A 24,241-nucleotide genomic window follows, 5' to 3' on the forward strand; every position below is an offset into this window, starting at 1 on the left:
ACATGAGCAGTATATATCCAAAGATTTACACCATAAAGAATGTAGATAAAGAAGCGCTGGAGAAGTGGTACACAACCCTTGTAGTTGGGCGAAAACTCGACGAAAGAGCCCCCAATTACCTGAAACAGGCAATTGGGTGGTCGTACCATGCTCCTTATGCCGGACATGACGGGATTCAGTTTGCCATAGGCCAACATTTCAATAAAGAAACCGATCATCTTTTTCCGTATTACCGGGACATGATGACCTGTTTTTCGGCTGGGCTAACAGCGGAGGAGATCATCCTGAACGGAATATCGAAAGCAACGGATGTGGCTGGTGGCGGACGGCACATGTCCAATCACTTTGCCAAGCCGGAATGGAACATTCACAACGTTTCATCCTGTACAGGTAACCACGACCTTCATGCCGTTGGGGTGGCCCGAGCCATGAAATATTACGGTCAAAAAGGTGTATCAATCACATCTCACGGTGAATCATCCACCAGCGAGGGCTATGTTTATGAAGCGATTAATGGTGCTTCTCGCGAAAAACTACCGGTCATTTTTGTTTTGCAGGACAATGGCTACGGCATTTCAGTTCCCAAGCATATGCAAACAGCCAACCGAAAAGCGGCAAACAACTTCAGCGGGTTCAAAAACCTGCGAATCATTCACTGCAACGGGAAAGATGTTTTCGATTCGATGAATGCCATGGCCGAAGCCAAAAAACATGTTTTGGAAGTTGGTGAACCAGTCATTCTTCAGGCGAATTGTGTGCGTATAGAATCACACTCCAATTCTGACCGTCATGAATTATACCGGAATGAATTCGAGCGAAATTACGTTCGTGAGTATGATCCGCTGGCTAAATTCAAACGGATGTTATTGAAATACAATCGTTTTACGGAAGACGAGTTACTTGCCATTGAAGAGCAGGCAACGACGATCGTAAAAGATGCCCACAAAAAAGCGTTGAAGGCACCGGATCCGGACCCTTCCACCATTTTTGATTTTGTGATGCCCGAACCTTATCCGGCTAACAAATACCCGGATGGTGTACATCAGGCAGAAGGAGATAAATTGAAATTGGTTGAAGCCATTAACAAAACCTTGAAAGAAGAATTCCGAAGCAATCCGGACACCTTTATTTGGGGGCAGGATGTTGCCAACAAAGAGAAGGGCGGAGCCTTTAACGTTACAAAAGGGATGCAGCAGGAATTTGGAGAAAAGCGTGTGTTTAGCGCCCCGATTGCCGAGGATTACATTGTTGGAACAGCCAACGGCATGAGCCGTTTCAATGATAAAATCCGCATTGTGATTGAAGGGGCTGAGTTTGCTGATTATTTCTGGCCTGCCATGGAGCAATATGTCGATTCAAGCCACGATTATTGGCGCTCAAACGGTCAGTTTGTGCCGAATATGACTATTCGTTTGGCATCGGGCGGTTACATCGGCGGAGGTTTGTACCATTCACAAAACATCGAGGGCGCACTGGCAACCATCCCCGGAGTCCGTATTGTATATCCCACGTTTGCTGATGATGCCGCCGGCTTGTTGCGTACAGCTATGCGAAGTCGAGGTATGACCGTGTTTATGGAACCCAAGGCATTGTACAATTCACCGCAAGCCGCCACTGTTGTTCCTGACGATTTTGAGGTTCCATTTGGTAAAGCACGTATCAGGCGCAAAGGTGCGGATGTAACCCTCATCACCTACGGAAACACGTTGATATACAGCTTGGAGGCTGCCGAAAAACTGGCTGAAGAAGGTATTGATGTCGAGGTAATTGATTTGCGGTCGATAGTTCCGCTAGATAAGGAAACAATACTAAGCTCTGTGAAAAAGACAAATAAAGTCATGGTCGTTCACGAGGATAAAGTATTTGCCGGTTTTGGATCAGAGATTACCTCCATTATCATGGAAGAAGCTTTTGAATTTCTGGATGCCCCTGTAAAACGGGTTGGTTCAACGTATACGCCAGTTGGATTTAACCGCATTTTGGAAAAAGCTATCCTGCCTAACGCCGAAAAAATTGTTGCAGCAGCAAAAGAATTAGTCGCATTTTAAAAAGATAATTATGAGTAAAACAGGTATATTTTATAGCTTCCACTCGAATAAAACCGCTAAAATCAGTGAAAAAATCATCGAGTTTTATGGTAAAGAAAATCTGGATGTGATTAATGCCGAAGAAGTAAACGAAGAAAACTTCCTGAAATACGATAATTATATCATAGGGGTAGCTACCTGGTGGGATGGTGAATTACCAAATTATTGGGATGAATTTGTTCCGGCAATTGAAGAAATGGATTTGTCAGGTAAAAAATTTGCAATTTACGGGTTGGGCGACCAAAAAGGGTATCCCGAAAACTTCAACGATGGTGTCGGTATTTTTGCAGACTTGGTAGCGTCCAGAGGAGCTGAAATAGTGGGCTTTACGTCGCGTGACGGATACACCTACGAAAGCTCCAGAGCTGAACGTGGAGACCAGTTTTCTGGCCTGTGCATCGACCAGGAAAACCAAGCGCGTTTATCGAAGGGAAGAATTGAGAAATGGGTGGATGAATTAAAAAAGCAATTTAGCTAATTGTATCTGATACACGAAAAAGACAGAAAGCATGGGCGAAAAGCTCATGCTTTTTATTTTATAAGCCGAATCAGTAAGTCACATATGTGAATACATAAGATGCTGACAATAAGGCTTTAAATCCATGCGTGTCACATATGTAAATCTTTTTAACCGACTATTAGCCTCAATAAAATACGGTATCAAAGTTTTTATGCAGGGACGAATTGTTTTCAAGTTTTTTATAAGATCAAATCATTTTGTATAAATGCGTCTTACAATTTGGATGTATAGATGTAATTAAATATTTGCCGACCTGCTAATCGGCTACCTTGAATACAGGAAATTATAGTTGTCATAATTAACTGAAAATGCCTGGCATATTTAGAACATGACTCCATCAGCCCATATTAGAAAATAATGTAGAATCTATCATCAATTGCATAAGTTTGTTTGAAATCTTTTCAAAATAAAGCGTTACAAAAATCATTTCAGTATAAGGATTGTTCAGTGTATGGCTAAGCGGTATGATTCGAAGAGGTTTGAGTTAGTTTGATCAAACTGGAGCGGGAAAAAATCTTCACCATACTGTCTTATAGTTGATATTATGTTATTATTGTAGGCGTTAAAAAAGAGGGAAAAACTCCCTCTTTCTATTTATTTAAGATCTTCCAGTTTCTTATTCACTTCGTCAAATTTGTCCATCATCTTCAGACGGTAATACAACGTTTTCAGTGACTCTAAAGAGAAAGTATCTTCTGCGTTGATTTCAGAAGCTTTTTCCATATACGGAATTGCTTTTTTGAATTCTTCGTCTGCTTTATTCTTTTCCTCTTCATACTTATCTGGCTGATTGGTTGGAACAGCGTTGGCCACTTCAACTTGTTTTACACCTTGGTTGTAATAGATTGCACCCAAGTTGTAATATGCATCAAAGTAATCTTCTTTCAGCTCAATAGCTTTTTCGTAAGCCTTAATTGCTTTTTCGGTTTCACCGAGTTTATCGTAAAGCGAACCTTGTGCAAAATGAAACGATCCATTCTCCGGATCTTGTTTGATCGCCAGTTCCAGGTATTTCATGGCATCATCTACTTTATTGGCATTCAAATAGATATTGATCATTAAAACCAAAATAGAACTGTTTTCAGGATATTTTTCAAACCCTTCCTGAAGCGTTAATAATGCACTGGCTGTATCCTGCTTGCTGGTATAGCTCGAAGCTATCAACTCATACGTGCGTGCACCATTGTAATCATATTTGGCTGCCTCTTTATAATATTGGATTGCATCATCATATTTTTCTGCGTTGTAGGCAGCCAATCCTGCATTAAAGATAATAACCGTATCTACCGCTGCTTGGCCAGCTTCCTGCATAACCGGCATGGATTCGATATCAAGGATACTTTCAAATGATTTTAGGGCCAGTTCGTAGTTGTTTTCGTTGAATGCATTAACAGCCTGATCTGTGAAATCAGATATTAATAGCGTTAGATTAATTTTTACGCCGTTGGCATTTCTTCCTTTTTCATCCAGCTCCAATGCTTTTTTGAAAGATTCCAACGATGTTTGAAGCGGATCGTCAGCCAATTTTTTGATATTCTCATCTTTTGACTGGTAGATGGCCCGGTAAATGTCACCGCGTACTTCCCATGTTTTTGCCCATGGAATGGACTTCTCAGCTTTTTCATTAGTTGGATCAATCGCTTCATTGATCGCTTCAAGAGCTTTATCCAATTTTTGAGTATCTTTTAATGTCTGTGCGCTGGCAACCTTACCTTTCTGTGCGTAAGCTCCTGCAACAGAGATTAAAAAAGCAAATAATAAAATTGTTTTCTTCATCATTACAGTTAATTTAAGATATTTTTTTAGTTCAAATTTATTCTTTTTCAATTGATTATTAAATAGTTTCTGCTTCCTCCTCAGCTTGGTCATTCTCCAATTCTGTATTTTCATCAGCATTCGCTTCTATTTGAACCCGTGCAATTGAAGCAATGGCGTCGTCTGCTCTCAAATTGATCAATCGAACCCCTTGGGTGGCGCGCCCCATAACACGTAATTCAGAAATCGGAAGGCGAATGGTCAATCCATTTTCAGTGATAATCATCAGGTCGTTGGTATCTACCACACTTTTGATTGCAATTAAACTGCCTGTTTTTTCAGTAATATTGATCGTTTTCACCCCTTTTCCGCCACGATTGGTAATGCGGTATTCTTCTATACCCGAACGTTTTCCGTATCCTTTTTCAGAAACGACAAGAACGTCTTCGGATTCGTTTTCAACACATATCATGCCAACCACCTCATCCTGATCACTACCGAGGGTTATTCCTCTTACGCCCGAAGCGGTGCGCCCTATTGCACGAACAATGTTCTCATGGAAACGAATGGCTTTTCCAGACTTGACAGCGATGATAATTTCATGATTGCCATTTGTGAGACGAGCTTCCAATAATTGGTCGCCATCCCTGACTGTAATCGCATTAATTCCGTTTTGTCGTGGCCGAGAATAAGCCTCAAGAGATGTTTTCTTAATAATCCCCTTCTTCGTGCAAAGGATAATGAAATTACTATTAATATATTCTGCATCATCCAAGCGCTTTACGTTTATGTAAGCCAATACTTGATCGTCCTGCTCTATATTCAGCAGGTTTTGGATAGCGCGCCCTTTGGATGTTTTGGTTCCTTCGGGAATTTCATATACTTTCAGCCAAAAGCATTTGCCTTTCTCTGTAAACAACAGGAGGGTATTGTGCATAGAGGCAATAAACAGGTGTTCCAGGAAATCCTCGTCACGAGTTGTACTTCCTTTCGATCCGACCCCTCCCCTTCCTTGTGTTTTAAATTCGGCCAACGGCGTACGCTTGATGTAGCCAAGATGAGAAATTGTGATAACCATTTCTTCATCGGCATAGAAATCTTCCGGGTTGAATTCTTCGGCGTTTGGCACGATTTCGGTTTTTCGTCCGTCACCATATTGCGCTTTTATTTCAAGCAGTTCATCTTTAATGATTTGCATGCGCAATTCTTCGTTGGCTAAAATTTCTTTACACCTTTCGATGAACTTCTGAATATCTGCATATTCCTGCCGCAGCTTATCTTGTTCAAGACCAGTCAATTGCCGTAGTCGCATTTCCACGATTGCACGGGCTTGGACATCACTCAATGAAAAACGTGACATCAATCCCTCCCGGGCTTCATCGGGGGTTTTGGAACCGCGAATGATAGCAATTACTTCGTCAATGTTATCGCTGGCAATAATTAAACCTTCCAGAATATGAGCCCGCTTTTCAGCCTGGTCCAGTTCAAACTGGGTTCGCCGAACCACAACTTCATGGCGGTGATCCACAAAATAGCGGATCAGGTCTTTCAGGTTTAGCAATTTTGGACGACCTTTCACCAAGGCAATATTGTTAACACTGAAGGATGTTTGGAGCTGGGTGTATTTGTATAGTTTATTGAGTACAACATTTGAGATCTCATCTTTTTTGATGTCAATCACAATGCGCATCCCCTCGCGGTCCGACTCGTCGTTAACATTCGAAATACCTTCGATTTTCTTTTCGTTGACCAAATCGGCGATCTTCATAATCAGCTCTGCCTTATTGACGATGTATGGGATTTCGGTCACCACAATGCGCTCACGATTGTTACCGTAAATCTCGACATGCGCTTTCCCCCTCAATACAACACGTCCGCGGCCAGTTTCATATGCTTCTTCCACTCCTTTGTACCCGGAAATAATTCCACCTGTTGGGAAGTCGGGAGCTTTGATGATCGGAATTAAATCGCTTACTTCAATATCTTTATTGTCGATATAGGCCGTGATCGCATCTATTGTATCAGCTAAATTATGGGGCGGCATATTGGTGGCCATCCCAACGGCAATCCCCGAGGCGCCATTTACCAGCAGGTTTGGAATCCGCGTTGGTAAAACGGTTGGTTCTTTCAACGACTCATCAAAGTTTGGCTGAAAATCAACCGTATTCTTATCCAGGTCGCTAAGGGTTTCTTCGGCTATTTTAGCCATCCGGGCTTCGGTGTAACGCATGGCTGCCGGGCTATCGCCGTCGATGGAGCCAAAGTTGCCCTGTCCGTCAATCAGCGGATAGCGCAAGGACCAATCCTGTGCCATACGCACCATGGTCATGTAAACAGATGAATCGCCGTGCGGGTGGTATTTACCCAGTACCTCACCCACGATCCTTGCTGATTTTTTATATGATCGGTTTGATAAAATACCTAATTCGTTCATTCCAAATAAAACCCGCCGGTGGACAGGTTTCAAGCCATCGCGAACATCGGGCAAGGCCCGAGACACAATCACTGACATCGAATAATCGATGTAAGCGGATTTCATTTGTTCTTCAATATTGATCTTTATAATTCTTTCGCCTTCAGCCATTTAATCCTCCTTTTCAAGATTATTTATGTTGAAATTTTTGACTTACAAAAATATAAAAATACTAATAAAACCGGCGTCTTTACGTGCTTTTTAATGATCAACATTGAATTAAATTTCAACAAATCAATGTTCAAAAAATCAGTCGGTTGTATTATCGGGATTTTGAATAATGCGTTACTTTAGGAATGGAAATGCTATATTTGACAGGCATTCCGGATCAACATTTAGGAATAGTTTTTGTTAGAAAGTAAAACCACATCAAAATAAGGAAAATAGATTATGGATTCTCAATTCTCACCAAGGATAAAGGACGTTCTCACCTATAGCCGAGAAGAGGCTATCCGATTAGGGAACGAGCAAATTGGGCTGGAGCACATTTTTCTGGGAATTTTGAGAGATGGCGAGGGCATTGCAATTGACATACTTTCGCATTTGGGTGTTAATTTATCAGAAATTAAGGAAACCGTAGAATTGTCACTGCGAACAGATAAGGAGATTGATCCTCAAGCATCCGTACAACTCTTGAAATCAGCCGAAAAGGCTCTTAAACTAGTTTACCTGGAGGCTCGTGCAATGGGTAACCAAACAATTAACACGGGCCATTTGCTGCTAGCCATTCTAAAAGATAAGGATAGCCAGATATCCCTGATTTTAAACGGTTTTCACATTAATTATTATATATTGAAATCCCGTTTGGAAGATTACAAACAGCCTGAAGCAAAGTCAGATTATGGTGACGAGGATGACGACGCAGACGATCCGTTCTCCAAACCTACCGGTCCGGGAGCCCAGAAAAAGCCTGGCCCATCGAAATCGGAAACCCCGGTTTTGGACAACTTTGGCGTGGATATCACCAAAGCGGCCGAAGAAAACAACCTCGACCCTATTGTGGGACGTGAAAAAGAAATTGAACGCTTGGCACAAATTTTATCACGGAGAAAAAAGAACAATCCGATCTTGATCGGTGAGCCTGGTGTTGGTAAATCAGCCATTGCCGAAGGTCTTGCCCTGCGTATTGTTCAGAAAAAAGTTTCGCGTGTGCTTTTCGATAAACGTGTTGTGAGTCTGGATATTGCATCAATTGTGGCCGGAACAAAATACCGGGGGCAGTTCGAAGAACGCATGAAGGCAATTCTGAATGAGTTGTCTAAAGTTAGCAACGTAATATTGTTCATCGACGAAATTCACACGATTGTAGGAGCAGGTGGTGCGACAGGTTCGCTTGATGCTGCCAACATGCTGAAACCGGCGCTTGCCCGTGGCGATATTCAGTGTATCGGGGCAACTACCCTGGATGAATACCGCCAGCAAATTGAGAAAGACGGAGCCTTGGAACGCCGTTTCCAGAAAGTAATGATCGAACCGACTTCGGTGGACGAAACCATAGAAATCCTTAATAATATTAAGGAGCGGTACGAAGACCATCACAATGTAGTTTACACCCCGGAAGCCATTGACGCCTGTGTCAAATTGACAGCCCGGTACATTACCGACCGCTTTTTACCGGACAAGGCTATTGACGCCTTGGATGAAGCGGGCTCACGCGTTCACATCTCCAATATAAATGTTCCGGAACGGATTGTTAAACTTGAGCAGAAAATTGAAACTACGCGCGAGGAAAAAATAAAGGCGGTAAAAAGTCAGAACTTTGAATTGGCTGCCAGCCATCGCGATAAGGAAAAAAATCTGCTGCAAATGCTGGAACAGGAAAAAGAAGCTTGGGAGAAAGAATTGATCAGGCATCGGGAAGTGGTTACCGAAGACAAAGTTGCCGAAGTAGTAGCCATGATGTCAGGTATTCCTGTGCAACGAATTGCCCTGGCTGAAGGGAAACGGTTGATGGATATGGGCAACCAACTGAAAGGCAGCGTGGTTGGACAGGACGAGGCCATTGCCAAAATTGTAAAAGCCATTCAGCGCAACCGGGCCGGGCTGAAAGATCCAAACAAACCGATTGGTTCTTTTATCTTTTTGGGGCCTACAGGTGTGGGAAAAACCCAGCTGGCCAAGGTATTGGCCCAATATTTATTTGACAGTATCGACTCGCTCATCCGCATTGATATGAGCGAGTACATGGAGAAATTCTCGGTTTCCCGCTTGATCGGAGCACCTCCAGGATATATTGGTTATGAAGAAGGCGGACAGTTGACAGAGAAGGTCCGTCGTAAACCATACTCTGTTGTTTTGTTGGATGAAATTGAAAAAGCACACCCGGATGTTTTCCACCTGTTATTGCAGGTGCTGGATGAAGGGCGATTGACGGATAGTTTGGGACGAAATATCGATTTCAAAAACACCATCATCATCATGACCTCAAACATCGGTTCGCGTCAATTGAAAGACTTTGGGCATGGCGTTGGTTTTACAACCCCAAAAACGGCAGAGGAAGAAACCGACCATGCCAAATACATTATCGAAAAAGCATTAAAACGGGCGTTTGCTCCCGAGTTCCTGAATCGTATCGATGACGTAGTCATGTTCAACACCCTTTCCAAAGAAGATATCTATAAAATTATTGATATCGAATTGAAAGGATTGTACGAACGCGTGACTTCCTTAAACTACAAGTTGAAAATCTCAAAAGCCGCCAAAGAGTTTATCGCCGATAAAGGTTTTGACACGCAATACGGTGCAAGACCCTTGAAACGTGCTATCCAAAAATACCTGGAGGATGAAATGGCCGAAGTCATTATCCGTGCTTCAATTTCGGAAGGCGATACCGTTTCGGTTGGGTTCGACAAGAAAAACGAAAAAATAAAAATCAGGATTCTGGGAACACCCCAAAAAGCCTGATGCATATAAAAAAAAAACCAGTCGATGACTGGTTTTTTTATGCTTTTGTGTCAGGATATTGTCCAAGTTGTACCCTTGTTTTTGGCAAATATTGCGGATATTTCTCCTGAACAAACCCGATCAGTTCCTCACGAACCTTCACCCGCAAATCCCAGGCTGCGGGTGAGTCAGCCGCACTCATCAAGGCTCGCAGCTCGATTGTTTGTTCTTTCGCATCGGTTACCTGCAGCACATTGACCTGTCCATCCCATTCCGGTTGCTTTTCCAATATGATACCCAGCTGTTTCCGCATCTCGTCCACCGGAAAACCATAATCAACATAGATAAAAACCGTACCCAGAATTTCTGCAGTTGTGCGCGTCCAGTTCTGAAAGGGCTTTTCGATGAAAAAGGTAATCGGAACAATCAAACGACGTTTGTCCCAAATACGAATGACCACATAGGTCAGAGTAATTTCTTCAATCCACCCCCACTCTCCTTCCACAATCACGACATCATCCAACCGAATGGGCTGGGTGAAAGCAATTTGAAATCCAGCCAGGAACAATGCAATACTCCGTTGGGCGGCAAACCCGATAATAATACCGGCAATCCCGGCACTTGCCAGCAAACTTACACCGATTTGTCTGATTTTCGGAAAACTGAGCAACATTATCGAAAAGCCAATCAACAAAACCAACGTAATTAAAATGCGTTCAATTACAACAAGTTGAGTTTGAATTTTACGCGCTTTCAGATTGTTTTTTGAGGTCAGATCGTACCTGCCCATTACTATCAGACGGATACTTTTTATGGCGATGATGATGAGCCAGGAGATAATGACATCATACGCAATAGAAGCCATAATCGTAAAATCAATAGCTGACCCTGTTAAATCATCCATGGGCAACATTACCGATAAAATGGTAATGATTATTAACAAACCCAGTGGGATACTGATTCGTTTCAATAGCTTCATCCAAACATACTCGTTACCCTCTTTGAGGATTACTTTTCGTAGTACCCGGTAAACCAGTATGGCCAGTAGAATACCAATAATCAGGCTGAATACTCCAAGTAAAATATGTTGAAAATGGCTCATTTGATTCATTGTACAAAACATGATTAGTGATCCGGACTTTATTCGTGATCTTTTCCGTGATAGCGGATCGCCATCAAACTGATGTCATCGGCCTGCCTGGTTTCGCCACGGAACACAGCCAAACTCTTCAACAGCCTTTTTACCAATTCCGGTGCGGGCAAATCAGTCATGTTGCTAAGGTTGTCAGTTAACCGGTCGATTCCGTAAAAAGTATCGCTCGAGTCCTTACAATCTGTAACTCCATCCGTGTAAAGCACAAGCATATCTCCCTTTTCCAACACCATGTAATCACCCGAATACGGTTTATTTGCATACACTCCAACCGGCAATCCATGCGTTTTCTCCAATAGGCTAACCTCTTTGTTGGGTCGGACGACGAACGGATAATTGTGTGCGGCATTGCAGTAATTCAGCACCCCGGTTTCGGTGTTCAAAATACCGAGAAACAAGGTTAGAAAATGTTGATTGGTATTTTGATAACTTAATTCCTTATTTACCTGCTCTATTATTTTTTTGGCTGAAAGTGCGTTGGCTTTGTTTTTAATCATCGTGTGGGCCACAGCCATGAATAAGGCAGCGGGTATGCCTTTTCCCGACACATCGCCCATGGTAAACAACAAGTGCTTTGAGTCGATGAAGAAATAATCATACAGGTCGCCACCGATACTCTCTGCTGGTTGTAGAGCTGCGAACAGCTCGATTTCCGGGTGATCCGGATCTGTTGTGTATTCCTTGGGAATGATAGCTGTTTGAATTTCTTTGGCCGATTTCAGGTCTTTTTCAAATTTCCGGCGGTCTTTCCGGCTTTGATTTTGCTCTTGCAGATAACTGTTGTATTGCTGTTGCAATTCCTGTAAACTGTCGTTCAGCAGTTCTACCTCATTTTTCCGGTTCAACCTTCTCCGGTCGCCAAAGCTAAAGCGTTGAATGGATTTTACAACGCTGGCCAGGGGAAGTAGCATTTTCCGAAAAATCAATATGATAATTGCCAATACCGACAACAAGCCAATGGCTGAAACCAGAATGATTTCTCGTAAAATGAGATCCAAATCATTAAAAAGCTCTTTAGCTGGCACAATTATAATAACAGACCAATTAGTATGCGGAATCGGGGAAAAATGAAACCAACTCTTTTTATAATCATACAGTTCCGGATAGGCAAAACCGGAACCTGCCAAGTGCGATCGCAGTAGCTGTTCGTATTTATCGCGGTTTTCAGGGAATATTTGGTGTGAGATTTCGTAAATATTGCGCTGCATGATCCATTCCTGTTTTGGATGGGTCAAGAAGGTGCCTTGCTCTCCAACAATGAATGCAAATCCACCTTTTTCGAACATCATTCCGGAAACCACCTTGTTCAAAAAATCAAGACTGATCTGTCCCGATAGTATTCCGCCAATTGCCCCGTCCCGTGTGTAAATGGCATGCGAATAACTGGCTATCAGCCTGCTTGTGTCCAGCAGGCAATAAAATGGTTCAGACCATACTGTTTCGCCGCCTGCAACTTGTATCCGGACAGTTGGCGTAATGTTCGCCGAACAAAAACGGTCATCCCTGAAAATCTGATGAGCAGTTGAATCGGTTCGGATAACCGATAAATATTGACTTCCGGATGGGCTGAACAACTCTACGTGAAATCCGGTCATCAGCGGATTTGAATTCAGCGCCTGGCTCAAAAAAAACTCCAAATCGCCATGCGACTGGTAGTATAGCGCCTGGTTGGCTACATTGCGGCTTACCTCCTGTGCTGTAACAATATTTCGGGTAACCTGAGCGGTGATCTGCTTTGATTGGTGAATCGCACTTTCCTCAATCTTTTGAATTAAAATTTTCCGGCTGAAATTGTAATGCAAAAAAACGATGACTGAAATAACCAGCGTTACCGCGGTCAAAATATAAATACTGAGCTGAAAAGCGATGCTTCTGTTATTCATTTAGCACTCTGATGAAATGAAATACAAGTTATGCAATTGGAAGGACTAATAAAACAGGCAAAAGTTAAAATTCGACTGCACCGCCTCTAAAAAAACGAGTGCCTGTCAAACTTTGTGAGCCAAATACGGGTACCGGGCATCGTGCAGGTGGCTGAGGCAAAATGTGCAGCTTTCGCCAGAGCCGAATGAAACTGCTTGTTCTGCTGCCAGAAATAGCAGAAGGCACCGTGAAAAAAATCGCCTGCCCCCAAGGTATCTGTCACAGCAACCGGCTCAACCGAAACGTGTCCATATTCGCCGTCTTCTAAATACAAGATTGGCTTCTCTCCTTGCGTTATTGCAACATTTGGGATTCCCAAACCAGTTAAATATTCAAAAATCTCATCCTGATGATTGCAGCCTGGCGGCAGGAAATCGCTTGAACAAATAGCTACATCTACCATTGGCAATAATTCATACAGATGCTCTTTCCAACTGCCACCATCAAAAATTACCAGTATGCCTTTCTTTTTTGCTTCCCGGCATAGTGGCAGAGCCAGTTCGGGGTAAAAGCCGTCAATAAGAAGTATGTCGGGGGAATATTTATTTAATATTGGCTTTGCATCAAATCCCGGCGGTACATCAATCGGGTTGTGAGTAAAAATAGTCCTGTTTCCACTTTCCTTACTGGTAACCACCGTGGCCAAAACCGGATTGACCCGAGTTTGATTTAAAACATCCACGACATCAATTCCACATTGATCGAAATCGGCCTCAAAATAAGGCCTAAATGTGTTATCCCCAATCACTGTTACCAACGGTGCCTTCCCGGCAAAAAAGGCATACGCAACAGCTGCGTTGGTGGCTGGTCCTCCCACCAATAATTGCGGCGGAGCGGTTTTTACTTTGGTGTTTGAACCGGGAAACTCATCCACAAAATACTGAATATCCAAAGTGGTCAATCCGATAAAAAGTACGTTGGACATAGGGCGGAAAGTTTTACGTGATAAATTAAAGGCTTTAACAAATACAAAAAAGCACCTAAGTTGGTCAACTTAAGTGCTTTATGCGTACCCAGAACAGGACTCGAACCTGCACATCCTTACGGACACTAGTCCCTGAAACTAGCGTGTCTACCAATTCCACCATCTGGGCTTTTTCTACAGAACATCGTGCATCTGACTTTTCAGTTATGTTACCGGTAGTGCCTTTTGTTTTAGGCGTTGCAAATATAGAAATTTTTTGTTTTGATGCCATGCCCAAGGCAAATTTTATAGCATTTCTGCGATTTTTTTTGTTCCGGGCCTGCTCACCTATTAAATGAGCCTGTTCATCGGAAATACCATTTGTATTTGAAAAAGTTTTCATCACTTTGTTATCAAATCTAAACGAGAATATAAATCAACAACTTATGGATTATTCAGCCGGATTTAGAGATTTTTGGACACAAAGTTCGACTACATTTCCAAACGATTTGAACTTTTTCAGCAAAAAACAACAAAAATTGCGTGAAATAAAGTTTGATGAGTTTTTGGACAAGCTTCAAACCGCCTCGCTGGAGGCCGAAGTTAATACGGATGCATATAAAAAGCCGGAATTATTGGCTTTGTTGCACACATTTTTTCGGGAAACGCTGGGTTATTCCGACGACAATCTCCAGGTGATTCTTTCCGACGACATGGTTCGTTCGACCTATTGGTTTATTAATGCGGCTCAGGTTTTTGATCCAGCGATTTCTTTTCACGATATTTTCCAGGCTTGCCGAAACGTTTGGATCATGAATGGGCTTCAGTTTCTTTGCGGAAAACCCATTTGCCTTACCCCGCCCATTTTCGCTTACAGTATGCTCTACCCCTATACGGATAATTATTTGGACACTCCAGCCATTTCGACTTTTGAAAAAATTGATTTCAGCAATAGCTTTGCTAAACGCCTGGCCGGGCATCAGGTAAGTGCACGGAATGGGCAGGAAGAAAAAATCTTTCACATGGTTGAACTAATTGAAGACTATTGGAGCCGAGAGCAGCATCCCCTGATGTATAAGAGTTTGCTGGCCATTCATGATGCACAAACACAAAGTTTGGCCCTGATTCATCAGGCTGATCAATTGAATCCGGACGACATCTTTCGTATCTGTTACACAGAAAGGCGGCACATCGGTTATTGCTGACGGCTATTTGGTTTTGGGAAATTTGACAGACAAAGAGGAAGAGTTTTTATACTATTACGGAGCCTACCTGCAACTGCTCGACGACTTACAGGACGCCACGGACGACCTGAATGACGGGCTGATGACCAGTTTCTCCACGAAGGCCAAAAAGGAAATGCTGGATAGCTGGTTGTGCAAAGCGTACCATTTGGGCTTTGAAGTAATGGGCTGTGTTGACCAGCTTCATTCGCCCAATGCCGAGGCTTTTAAATCGCTTATGGGAAAGAGCATTGAACTGTTTTTGGTGGAATCGGTAATAACCAACCACCCGTTTTTCAGCCGAAAATTTGCCCGAAAATTTGAGAGATGCTCGCCCCTCCGCTTTTCATTTATTAAAAAGAAAAACGGCTCCTTCTCGCCTTACCAGGATCAGTTATTTGAACGGATCATGAAACAGGCGGCAAACGGACGGGACGAATTTTCGTATGATTTTCTAAAAACAAACAGCCTGCTGAACGAACAACAGGCTGTATCATAAATAAAAGCTTCTTGTTATTTCAATTGTGTTTTCAGAAAGTCGGTCATCTTCCGGTACAAATGAAGGCGGGTATTTCCACCAAAAATACTATGATTCCTGTTGGTATAGATGGCCATATCAAACTGAACACCGGCCTGCACCAATTTTTCGGTAAATTCCATCGTGTTTTGCACATGCACATTGTCGTCGGCCGAACCATGCACAATCAGTAATCGCCCTGTGATATTACTAGGATTGGCCATGGGCGAATTTTCGTCGTAGCCATCAGGATTTTCACGGGGTGTGCGCATATAACGCTCGGTGTAAACTGTGTCGTAAAACTTATAGTGGGTAACCGGTGCTACGGCAATGCCTGCTTTAAATATATCGCCTCCTTTTTCCATGCTCAGCAAGGTCATGAAACCACCATAGCTCCAACCCCAGATGGCAATGTTATTTTTATCAACATACGGCAATGAACCCAGATATTTTGCAGCTTCAACCTGATCGTCCGATTCGTATTTGCCCAACTGCATATAGGTAACTTTCCGGAACTCTTCTCCCCGTGCTCCGGTACCGCGCGGATCAACACAAGCAACTACAAATCCCTCCTGGGCCAAATAATGGTACCAATCCACTGACCATTTGTCCAGCACTTCCTGCGAATTTGGCCCGCTGTACTGGGTCATCACCACCGGATATTTTTTCGAAGTATCAAAATCAACCGGTTTAATCATCCAGCCGTTCAGCAATATTCCTTCAGAGGTTTCGAATTCGAAAAATTCTTTTTGAGGAATGTTGTATTCCTTAAGCTTTGCCTTCAGATCAGCATTATCTTCCAGTACCCGCAACAGTTTTCCGGTATTGTCATGTAAAGTTACCTGAAGCGGGTTTTCTACCGAAGAACAGGAATTGATGAAGTAATTGAATCCGCTGCTGAATTCGGCCTTACTGGTTCCGGGAGCCGAAGATAATTTACCTTGCTTTTTTCCATCCAGGCTTACGTAATACACTTCTCTCCTCATAGCAGATTCCTTGGCAGCCTGGTAATAAAATATCTTGCGCTTTTTATCGAAACCATAAAAATCGGTTACATCAAACGCACCGTCCGTCAGCTGTTTCACCAGGAAACCTTGCCGATCGTATAAATACAAATGCGAATATTCATTGCGCTCACTGTTTACCACAAAATAATCATTGTCGGGCAAAAAGATGAAATCGTCCAGAAACTCTTCAGCCACATAACGGTTATTTTTTTCGGTGAAGAACGAACGGGTATCGCCGGTGTTCGGGTTGGCCAGCAACACGTCCAGCACATTCTGGCGCCGGTTGAGACGCATGATGGCCAACTCGGCCGCATCGGCGGTCCATTTCAGTCGAGGCACATAAATATCCTTTTCTGTTCCCAGATCTGCCTCCACGGTGGTTTTCGATTTCAGGTCGTAAACATGCGCGCTCACCTCCGAATTTTTCTCTCCGGCTTTAGGGTATTTAAAGGTGTAGCCCGACGGGTATAGCTCATTCTCGTTTAAACTTGGTTGTTCCCCCCGGAACATAGTCATCGAAAAATCGTTCACCTCCCGCTCGTCAAAACGAATAAAGGCCAGAAATTTAGAATCGGGCGACCAGGAAAATGCCTTGTTATACGCAAACTCTTCTTCGTACACCCAATCCGGTGCCCCATTGATAATTTCGTTCTTTTTCCCGTCAAAAGTGACTTGGCTTTCGGTGCCAAATTTCAGACTTTTCACAAAAAGGTTGTTTTTGCGCACAAAGGCAACTCGCTCGCCATCGGGTGAAAATGTAGCCAATTGCTGCCTGCCTTTTGCCGAAAGTTCGGTCAACTCTTGCGTTACCGAATTCCACACAAAATATTCGGCGGTAAATGAGTGACGGTAAATCTTTTCCACCTTGGTAGTCAGCAACAGTTTAGTTTCATCATCGCTGAATTCGTAAGCCGAAAAACTGCTGATCGGGGCATTATCAACCGTTGACAGATCGAAAACAGTGGCAATTTTTTTACCTTCCTTATAACTGTATTTTACAATTCTACTACCTTCTTCCAGTACGGTGTAGTGCAGTCCATCATTCATCGACCGAAGTCCTTCAACCTTTTTTTCGCGAAAAGTACCGAAAGCCTGGACATCCTCCAGGCTAATCTTTTTTTGAGCGTACAATGGGTTTCCAAACCCAATGAAAAGAACAAACAGAAAAATTAAATAGCGCATAGTAAACGTTTTTATTGAATGATCAAAACTTTGAAAATTTTCGCAAATAAAAAAGATAAACTCCAGGTTATTTTTGTGGATAAGTCAATTGGGCAAGCAGATAGTTACATGATTTATCCTTATCTTTTCCCCGAAAATAAGGACTTTTTCTGTTAAATGAAAAAAATAGATTATGAAGAGTAAATTGATTTTAACGTTGGCTTTCCTTTTTATTCTGAAAGTGGGGCATTCCCAATCCGAAGTGGCTGATTTTATCCGGGCGGGTAAAGATGATGCTACCAAATTGATTCAAGCGTACCTGAATCCTTATGCGCTTGCCTTGGGCGACGGCCTGAACAACTGCTGGTACAACAGTGCCGCGACGCATAAGTTGTTTGGGATGGACCTGGCGATCAACGTCAGTGCCATAATGATCCCATCAAGCGGACAAGCATTCAATGTAAATGAAATTGGTCTGAGCAATAACACCCGGTTGATCTCGGGAGGACCGATAGCTCCCACCGTTGCAGGGGCAGAAGAAGATGGCCCGAGAATGGGCGTTTACCTGGACAATCGTGAAGTTGTAACATTTAACACCCCGCAGGGTACCGGCTTTGACATGGTACCGGTACCTATGGCCCAACTGACTCTGGGCGTTCTGCCAAAAACGGATCTGAGCATTCGGTATGTGCCGGAATTGTCGTTCGACGATGATGAAATAAAAGTCGGCATGATTGGCGGCGGATTAAAACACAATTTTAAAGAATCGCTGCCCTTTTTGAAACATCTCCCTTTTGATGCTTCCGTTTATTTAAATTTTTCGACCATCGATGCATCCGGCGATTTGATGTTTGGAGCTGATGAGTATGACTTCGAACAAGGGATTTCTGTGCAAAACAATTATATACAAGACGACAACCAGCAACTGAAATTTAAAACCCAAACCTTTGGCTATGGTCTGATTGTTTCCAAAAAACTAAGTGTTTTAACCGTGTATGCCAGCGCCGGGAATAACAAAAGCCAAACAGATATCGACCTGAAAGGAAGTTATCCTTTTATTGAAGACGGTGAAGCCATCAATGAAGTGGTCATCTACGGCGAAACCGATCCGGTCCAACTCGATTTTGAAGCTTCTAATCTGAGTCTTAGTGCTGGTTTACGGCTAAAACTGGCTTTCTTTAGCCTGTACGGATCGGTTAACAAATCGGAATATACGTCTTATAATGCGGGAATCAGTCTCGGTTTTCGTTAGCGGATAACAATACACATTTCAAGAGGCGCTGAACAGGCGCCTTTTTTGTTTTTAATTTGACAAAAACATAGGTGCAATTTGATGCCATCCTTCAATAATAATTATCTTTGCAGCCTGAAAATAAGATATCACACGATAAGACCAATGATTAAAATTACATTACCTGACAATAGCATCCGGGAATTTGAAGCCGGGGCAACCGGGCTCGATATTGCCAATGCCATTAGCAGCCGCCTGGCAAAAGATGTTTTGGCCATTTCAGTGAATGGCGAAGTTTGGGATTTAAACCGCCCGTTGATCTCCGATGCGTCCGTCAAACTGTACACGTGGGACGACCGGGAAGGAAAAGAAACCTTCTGGCACTCGTCAGCCCACCTGATGGCCGAGGCCATTGAGTTCTTTTACCCGGGTACCAAATTTGGCATTGGCCCCACGGTTGATACCGGTTTTTATTACGATATCGATCTTCCGGAAGGAAAGCAGCTGACGGAAAAAGACCTTGCTGAAATTGAAAAGAAAATGATTGAGTTAGCGCGGGCAAAAACCGATATCGTTCGCAAAGAAATTTCGAAAGCTGACGCGCTGGCCATGTTTACTTCAAAAAATGATGAACTCAAACAAGAGTTGATCAGTGAACTGGAAGACGGCACCATCACCCTCTACCAACAGGGGAATTTCACTGATTTATGCCGTGGCCCGCATTTGCCCAACACCTCATACATTAAGGCTGTAAAATTGACTTCGATTGCCGGCGCTTACTGGCGTGGCAACGAAAAAAACAAGATGCTGACACGCGTGTACGGTGTAACTTTTCCAAAACAAAAAATGCTCGATGAATACCTGGTGCTGTTGGAGGAAGCAAAAAAACGCGACCACCGCAAAATCGGGAAAGAAATGGAACTGTTCACTTTTTCTCAACAGGTGGGTCAGGGCCTTCCGCTGTGGTTGCCGAAAGGAACCATGTTACGTATGCAGCTGGAAGATTTCCTGAAAAAAGTACAAAAGAAATTTGGGTACGAACAGGTAATGACTCCTCACATCGGAGATGTTACACTGTACAAAACGTCGGGACATTTTCAGAAATACGGGGCAGATTCGTTCCAAACCATCAAAACGCCGGCCGAAGGCGAAGAGTATATGCTGAAACCCATGAACTGTCCGCACCACTGCGAGCTGTACAAGTTTAAACCTCGTTCGTACAAAGATTTACCGATACGGATGGCCGAATTCGGTACCGTTTATCGTTACGAGCAAAGTGGTGAACTCCACGGTTTGACCCGTGTACGCGGATTCACCCAGGATGATGCCCACATTTTTTGCCGGCCCGACCAGCTAAAGGACGAATTCAAAAAAGTAATTGATATTATCTTCATCATTTTCAAAGCATTAAATTTTGAAGATTATACCGCCCAGATTTCATTGCGCGATCCCAATAAACCCGAAAAGTACATTGGTTCGCCCGAAAACTGGGATAAAGCCGAACAAGCCATCATTGAAGCTGCTGCCGAAAAAGGACTAAAAACCGTTACTGAGTTGGGCGAAGCCGCTTTCTACGGTCCCAAGCTCGACTTCATGATCAAGGATGCATTGGGACGCAACTGGCAGTTGGGAACTATTCAGGTTGACTATAACCTGCCAGAACGGTTCGAACTCGAATACATTGGCGCCGATGACAAACGCCACCGCCCCATCATGATTCACCGGGCGCCATTCGGATCGATGGAACGCTTTGTAGCAGTGTTGATTGAGCACACCGCCGGAAAATTCCCGCTTTGGCTGACCCCCGAGCAGGTTGTTGTACTGCCGATCAGCGAAAAATATAATGAATACGCGGAAAATGTTTCAAATTATCTAAATAATTCCGATATTCGCAGCCTGGTTGACGGGCGCAATGAAAAAATCGGCCGTAAAATCCGGGACAACGAGTTAAAACGTATCCCGTACTTATTGATTGTCGGGGAAAAAGAAGCCGAAAGCGGTTTGGTCTCAGTGAGAAAACAAGGCGAAGGTGATAAAGGCAGCATGACCATGGAAGAGTTTGCAGCTTTCCTGAACAACGAAGTAAAAGATCAATTATCAGCATTTTATAACTAAAAAAGAATAGGAGGTTTTCTTATCGCTGTAAAAAGACCATATCGCGGAGGAACACGTGTAGATACAACACCTCAGCACAGGATAAATGAGAGAATCAGATCTCATCAGGTTCGCGTTGTTGGTGAAAACGTTGAAAATCAGGGAGTATATTCATTGAAAGAAGCCTTGGCCATGGCCGAAGGACTCGGATTGGACCTGGTTGAAATTTCCCCCAATGCCGATCCTCCTGTTTGTAAAATAACGGACTATCAGAAGTTTCTTTATCAACAAAAAAAGAAACAAAAAGAAATGAAGGCCAAGGCCGTGAAAGTAGTGGTAAAAGAAATTCGCTTCGGTCCGCAAACCGATGAGCACGACTTTCAGTTTAAGCTGCGGCATGCCGAAAAATTTTTGGGCGAAGGAGCAAAAGTTAAAGCCTATGTTTTCTTTAAAGGACGTTCAATCCTGTTTAAAGAACAAGGCGAAATCCTGTTGCTGAAATTTGCAACCGCCCTGGAGGATTACGGCAAAGTAGAGCAACTTCCGCAATTGGAAGGAAAAAGAATGACGATGTTTATTTCACCTAAAAAGAAGAAGTAATTTCTTTGATAATTTAAATTAGAAAAGATGCCAAAAATGAAGACCAACTCCGGCGCAAAAAAACGGTTTAAATTAACCGGCACCGGAAAATTGAAAAGGAAGCATGCTTTTAAAAGTCACATCCTGACCAAAAAAAGCACTAAACGTAAACGGAATCTGACCCATTCAGGGTTGGTGAACAAAACTGACGAAAACAACGTGAAGTTGTTGCTCGCCATGAAGTAATCCTTTTCGAAGAGTTAAAATTAGAGTTTAAAACCAAGTGAATTAGCCAAAAAGTTCCGGCCATGCCGGGCGCTAACCGCTTAAAATGTAAGATTATGCCAAGATCAGTAAATCACGTAGCATCTCGGGCTCGTAGAAAAAAAATCCTCAAGCAAACCAAAGGTAATTGGGGTGCCCGCAGAAATGTCTGGACGGTAGCAAAAAACACCTATGAAAAAGGGTTACAATATGCTTACCGCGACCGGAAAGCCAAAAAAAGAAACTTCCGTGCCCTTTGGATCCAGCGTATTAACGCCGCTGCTCGTATGGAAGGAATGAGCTATTCTCAGTTAATCGGTTTGTTGAAGAAGAACAGCATCGAAATCAACCGTAAAGTATTAGCTGATTTAGCCGTTTATCAACCGGTTGCTTTCAAAGCAATCGTTGATAAGGTGAAATAAACAAAGACGAATAAGGTTGAAATAAACAGAATAGAGGCTGTCCTTTTTGGGCAGCCTTTTTTTCATATACGCTAATTTCAGTCTTCAATCAGTTGTTTCAACGTTTCAATCCAAAGCGGGTGATCGTTTAAACTTTTCACCAGTTGTACTTTCTCTCCGCCGTGTTCAACAAACAATTCCTGGTATTCGCAACCGATTTCCACCGTAGTTTCCAGGCAATCGGCCACAAAGGCAGGAGCAACCACCAAAACGCGTTTTTTGCCTGCTTTTGCCATGCCAATCAGGTTCTCATCGGTAAAAGGTTTCAGCCAGTTTTTGGTTAGGCGCGACTGAAATGACACCGAGTAGTCTTCCTTTTTCAGGTTCAGGGCAGCAGCCAGCAAACGGGTGGTTTCGTAACAGGTTGCTTTGTAGCAATATTTACCGTGCGGTGGAAGGGCTGTTTCGCAGCTGCAATTCACCGATTTTACTTCGGGATGAACTTTATCCACCTGCCGGTTTGGCAAACCATGATACGAAAAAATCAGATGGTCCCAGGTTTCCGGGTTGTACGCACGAATGCGATCGGCAAAAGCCTCCAGAAACTGCGGATGATCGTAAAACTGGCTCACCATGCGCACTTCGGGAATAACTTCCCAGCGGGCAATTTCCTGAGAAACAAATTGAAAAATGGTTCCGGTTGTTGACGAAGCATATTGGGGAAAAACCGGGATCACAATCATTTTTCCGAATCGTTTGTCCCGAACCTCGCGCAAAACCATCTTCAACGACGGATTCTGGTAACGCATGGCGGTAAACACTTCATAATCGTCCCCCAGCGCTTCTTGCAACTTAGTCCGGTTTTTTTCAGCATTCACCATTAATGGCGAGCCTTTTTCAGTCCACAGAATTTTGTACAATTCGGTTGATTTGGGAGCCCGAAATGGAACGATAATCAGGTTCACCAGGATTTTTTGCGGGATGAGCGGTAAATCGATTACGCGACGGTCATTCAAAAACTGAAATAAATACTTTCGGACAGCAGGTACTGTTGGCGCATCGGGTGTTCCAACATTTACCAGCAAAACTGCGGTGCGGTTTGAATTATCGTTTCTTGTTGCCATAAATTGTCTTGGGTTACAGATTTAGCCAGTCAATATTTTTTTTCAATAAATTCAGTGTCTCTGCTTCTTTCGAGCCTTTTTCCGCCGCGTAATCATACGCCCATGACGCTATTGGCGGCATACTCAGAAAGATCGATTCCGTGCGTCCGTTCGATTCCAAACCGAATTTAGTCCCTATGTCGTATAGCAGGTTAAACTCCACATAGCGGCCTCTTCGCAGATATTGCCATTTTTTTTCGATGTCGGAATACTTCCTGTTCCGGTTTTTATTCAGCAACTCAATATAGACGCGCGGATAGGCTTTGGCCAGGTCGATGGTAAAGGCAAACAACTTTTCAAATTGCTTCTCTTCAACTGCCGGTTGATGATCAAAAAAAATTCCGCCTATGCCACGGGTTTCTTCCCGGTGTTTCAGATAGAAATAGTCATCGGCCCAAACCTTAAAGTCGGGATAAAAATTGGTATCGAACCGGTCGCAAACAGTCTTTAGTTCGCGATGAAACCAGCCAGCCTCCTGCCTGTCCACGTAATGCGGGGTAAGGTCGATGCCACCGCCAAACCACGATTGTCCGGAGCTCAGCTCAAAATAACGAACATTCATATGGGTGATGGGCACATACGGGTTGCAGGGATGAATGATTGAAGAAATACCGCTGGCGAAATATTCCTGGCCTTCTTCGATATTCAAGGTCTGGCGCATCGTTTCGGTAACGGGCCCACCAACAGCCGAAAAGTTGACCGCGGCTTTTTCAATCGCATCGCCTCCCTGAAAAACCATGGTATGCCCGTATCCGATATCTTTTTTCCAACTGTCCGTTTTAAAAGCCGATTTCCCATCGGCCGTCTGCAATTGTTTACAAATTTGTTGTTGCAAGGTGCGGTAAGTGGTTGCCACCCGTTCTTTTCTCATAATAGTTGAAATAATCCGGTTAATTTTCCCGC

The 24,241-nt window shown here is 43.3% G+C and carries 18 protein-coding genes and 1 tRNA gene; 10 read left to right on the forward strand and 9 right to left on the reverse strand.

The genetic code is table 11. The annotated features are described in order from the left end of the window. Positions 1 to 2: 2 nt before the first annotated feature. Together N2K84_RS05300 and N2K84_RS05305 are read left to right on the forward strand one after the other, a co-directional pair. Positions 3 to 2,048 carry an alpha-ketoacid dehydrogenase subunit alpha/beta gene (locus N2K84_RS05300; RefSeq protein WP_282590746.1) on the forward strand — a complete coding sequence of 682 codons (2,046 nt, stop codon included), beginning with the start codon at positions 3 to 5 and terminating at the stop codon, positions 2,046 to 2,048. 10 nt (positions 2,049 to 2,058) lie between these two features. Beyond that, the gene (locus tag N2K84_RS05305) at positions 2,059 to 2,565 is read left to right on the forward strand and encodes a flavodoxin (RefSeq protein ID WP_282590747.1); all 507 of its coding nucleotides are present in this window, start codon (positions 2,059 to 2,061) and stop codon (positions 2,563 to 2,565) included. 636 nt (positions 2,566 to 3,201) lie between these two features. Here the strand turns inward: N2K84_RS05305 and N2K84_RS05310 are convergent. Together N2K84_RS05310 and gyrA are read right to left on the reverse strand one after the other, a co-directional pair. Continuing rightward, entirely contained in the window at positions 3,202 to 4,476 is a 1,275-nt protein-coding gene (locus N2K84_RS05310) for a tetratricopeptide repeat protein (protein ID WP_282590748.1), read from the reverse strand. After that, positions 4,442 to 6,946 (reverse strand): DNA gyrase subunit A, encoded by a 2,505-nt coding sequence (gene gyrA, locus N2K84_RS05315; RefSeq protein WP_282590749.1) that lies wholly within the window; start codon positions 6,944 to 6,946, stop codon positions 4,442 to 4,444. Before gyrA ends, N2K84_RS05310 begins: the two co-directional genes overlap by 35 nt. 279 nt (positions 6,947 to 7,225) lie before the next feature. On the opposite strand from gyrA, the gene N2K84_RS05320 reads away from it, so the two are divergent. Then, positions 7,226 to 9,739, forward strand: coding sequence for an ATP-dependent Clp protease ATP-binding subunit (locus tag N2K84_RS05320; protein WP_282590750.1), 2,514 nt, complete (start codon positions 7,226 to 7,228; stop codon positions 9,737 to 9,739). A 37-nt stretch (positions 9,740 to 9,776) separates the two neighbouring features. Here the strand turns inward: N2K84_RS05320 and N2K84_RS05325 are convergent, their stop codons facing one another. From N2K84_RS05325 to N2K84_RS05340, 4 genes are all read right to left on the reverse strand, one after another. Then, complete coding sequence (locus tag N2K84_RS05325; protein ID WP_282590751.1) at positions 9,777 to 10,820, reverse strand: mechanosensitive ion channel family protein; 1,044 nt, start codon at positions 10,818 to 10,820, stop codon at positions 9,777 to 9,779. Positions 10,821 to 10,858: 38 nt separating this feature from the next. Then, complete coding sequence (locus N2K84_RS05330) at positions 10,859 to 12,754, reverse strand: SpoIIE family protein phosphatase (RefSeq protein ID WP_282590752.1); 1,896 nt, start codon at positions 12,752 to 12,754, stop codon at positions 10,859 to 10,861. Between the two features lie 86 nt (positions 12,755 to 12,840). After that, positions 12,841 to 13,719 carry a PfkB family carbohydrate kinase gene (locus N2K84_RS05335; RefSeq protein ID WP_282590753.1) on the reverse strand — a complete coding sequence of 293 codons (879 nt, stop codon included), beginning with the start codon at positions 13,717 to 13,719 and terminating at the stop codon, positions 12,841 to 12,843. Positions 13,720 to 13,804: 85 nt separating this feature from the next. Beyond that, positions 13,805 to 13,888, reverse strand: a tRNA-Leu gene (locus N2K84_RS05340). Positions 13,889 to 14,237: 349 nt separating this feature from the next. Here N2K84_RS05340 and N2K84_RS05345 point away from each other — a divergent pair. Both N2K84_RS05345 and N2K84_RS05350 read left to right on the forward strand, forming a co-directional pair. Continuing rightward, positions 14,238 to 14,903 carry a hypothetical protein gene (locus tag N2K84_RS05345; protein ID WP_282590754.1) on the forward strand — a complete coding sequence of 222 codons (666 nt, stop codon included), beginning with the start codon at positions 14,238 to 14,240 and terminating at the stop codon, positions 14,901 to 14,903. A 22-nt stretch (positions 14,904 to 14,925) separates the two neighbouring features. Then, on the forward strand, positions 14,926 to 15,420 hold the full coding sequence (locus tag N2K84_RS05350; RefSeq protein ID WP_282590755.1) for a hypothetical protein: 495 nt from the start codon (positions 14,926 to 14,928) through the stop codon (positions 15,418 to 15,420). 14 nt (positions 15,421 to 15,434) lie between these two features. Here the strand turns inward: N2K84_RS05350 and N2K84_RS05355 are convergent, their stop codons facing one another. After that, positions 15,435 to 17,627, reverse strand: coding sequence for a S9 family peptidase (locus N2K84_RS05355; RefSeq protein ID WP_282590756.1), 2,193 nt, complete (start codon positions 17,625 to 17,627; stop codon positions 15,435 to 15,437). A gap of 172 nt (positions 17,628 to 17,799) precedes the next feature. Here N2K84_RS05355 and N2K84_RS05360 point away from each other — a divergent pair, with 172 nt between their 5' ends. The 5 genes from N2K84_RS05360 to rplT all read left to right on the forward strand — a co-directional run bounded on the left by N2K84_RS05360 (position 17,800) and on the right by rplT (position 22,196). After that, on the forward strand, positions 17,800 to 18,858 hold the full coding sequence (locus tag N2K84_RS05360) for a DUF6588 family protein (protein WP_282590757.1): 1,059 nt from the start codon (positions 17,800 to 17,802) through the stop codon (positions 18,856 to 18,858). Between the two features lie 144 nt (positions 18,859 to 19,002). Beyond that, complete coding sequence (gene thrS, locus N2K84_RS05365; protein WP_282590758.1) at positions 19,003 to 20,952, forward strand: threonine--tRNA ligase; 1,950 nt, start codon at positions 19,003 to 19,005, stop codon at positions 20,950 to 20,952. An 81-nt stretch (positions 20,953 to 21,033) separates the two neighbouring features. Next, positions 21,034 to 21,531: a translation initiation factor IF-3 gene (infC, locus tag N2K84_RS05370; RefSeq protein WP_282590878.1), complete on the forward strand. Its 498-nt coding sequence runs from the start codon at positions 21,034 to 21,036 to the stop codon at positions 21,529 to 21,531. A 27-nt stretch (positions 21,532 to 21,558) separates the two neighbouring features. Continuing rightward, entirely contained in the window at positions 21,559 to 21,756 is a 198-nt protein-coding gene (gene rpmI / locus N2K84_RS05375) for a 50S ribosomal protein L35 (protein ID WP_282590759.1), read from the forward strand. Positions 21,757 to 21,818: 62 nt separating this feature from the next. Beyond that, the gene (rplT, locus tag N2K84_RS05380) at positions 21,819 to 22,196 is read left to right on the forward strand and encodes a 50S ribosomal protein L20 (protein ID WP_428221980.1); all 378 of its coding nucleotides are present in this window, start codon (positions 21,819 to 21,821) and stop codon (positions 22,194 to 22,196) included. Between the two features lie 77 nt (positions 22,197 to 22,273). On the opposite strand, the gene hemH is transcribed toward rplT, so the two are convergent. Further along, positions 22,274 to 23,299: a ferrochelatase gene (hemH, locus tag N2K84_RS05385; RefSeq protein ID WP_282590760.1), complete on the reverse strand. Its 1,026-nt coding sequence runs from the start codon at positions 23,297 to 23,299 to the stop codon at positions 22,274 to 22,276. A gap of 13 nt (positions 23,300 to 23,312) precedes the next feature. After that, positions 23,313 to 24,209 carry an oxygen-dependent coproporphyrinogen oxidase gene (gene hemF, locus N2K84_RS05390; RefSeq protein ID WP_282590761.1) on the reverse strand — a complete coding sequence of 299 codons (897 nt, stop codon included), beginning with the start codon at positions 24,207 to 24,209 and terminating at the stop codon, positions 23,313 to 23,315. Positions 24,210 to 24,241: the final 32 nt, after the last annotated feature.

It is taken from the genome of Gaoshiqia sediminis (assembly GCF_025907915.1).
GTDB classification, from domain to species: domain Bacteria; phylum Bacteroidota; class Bacteroidia; order Bacteroidales; family Prolixibacteraceae; genus Gaoshiqia; species Gaoshiqia sediminis.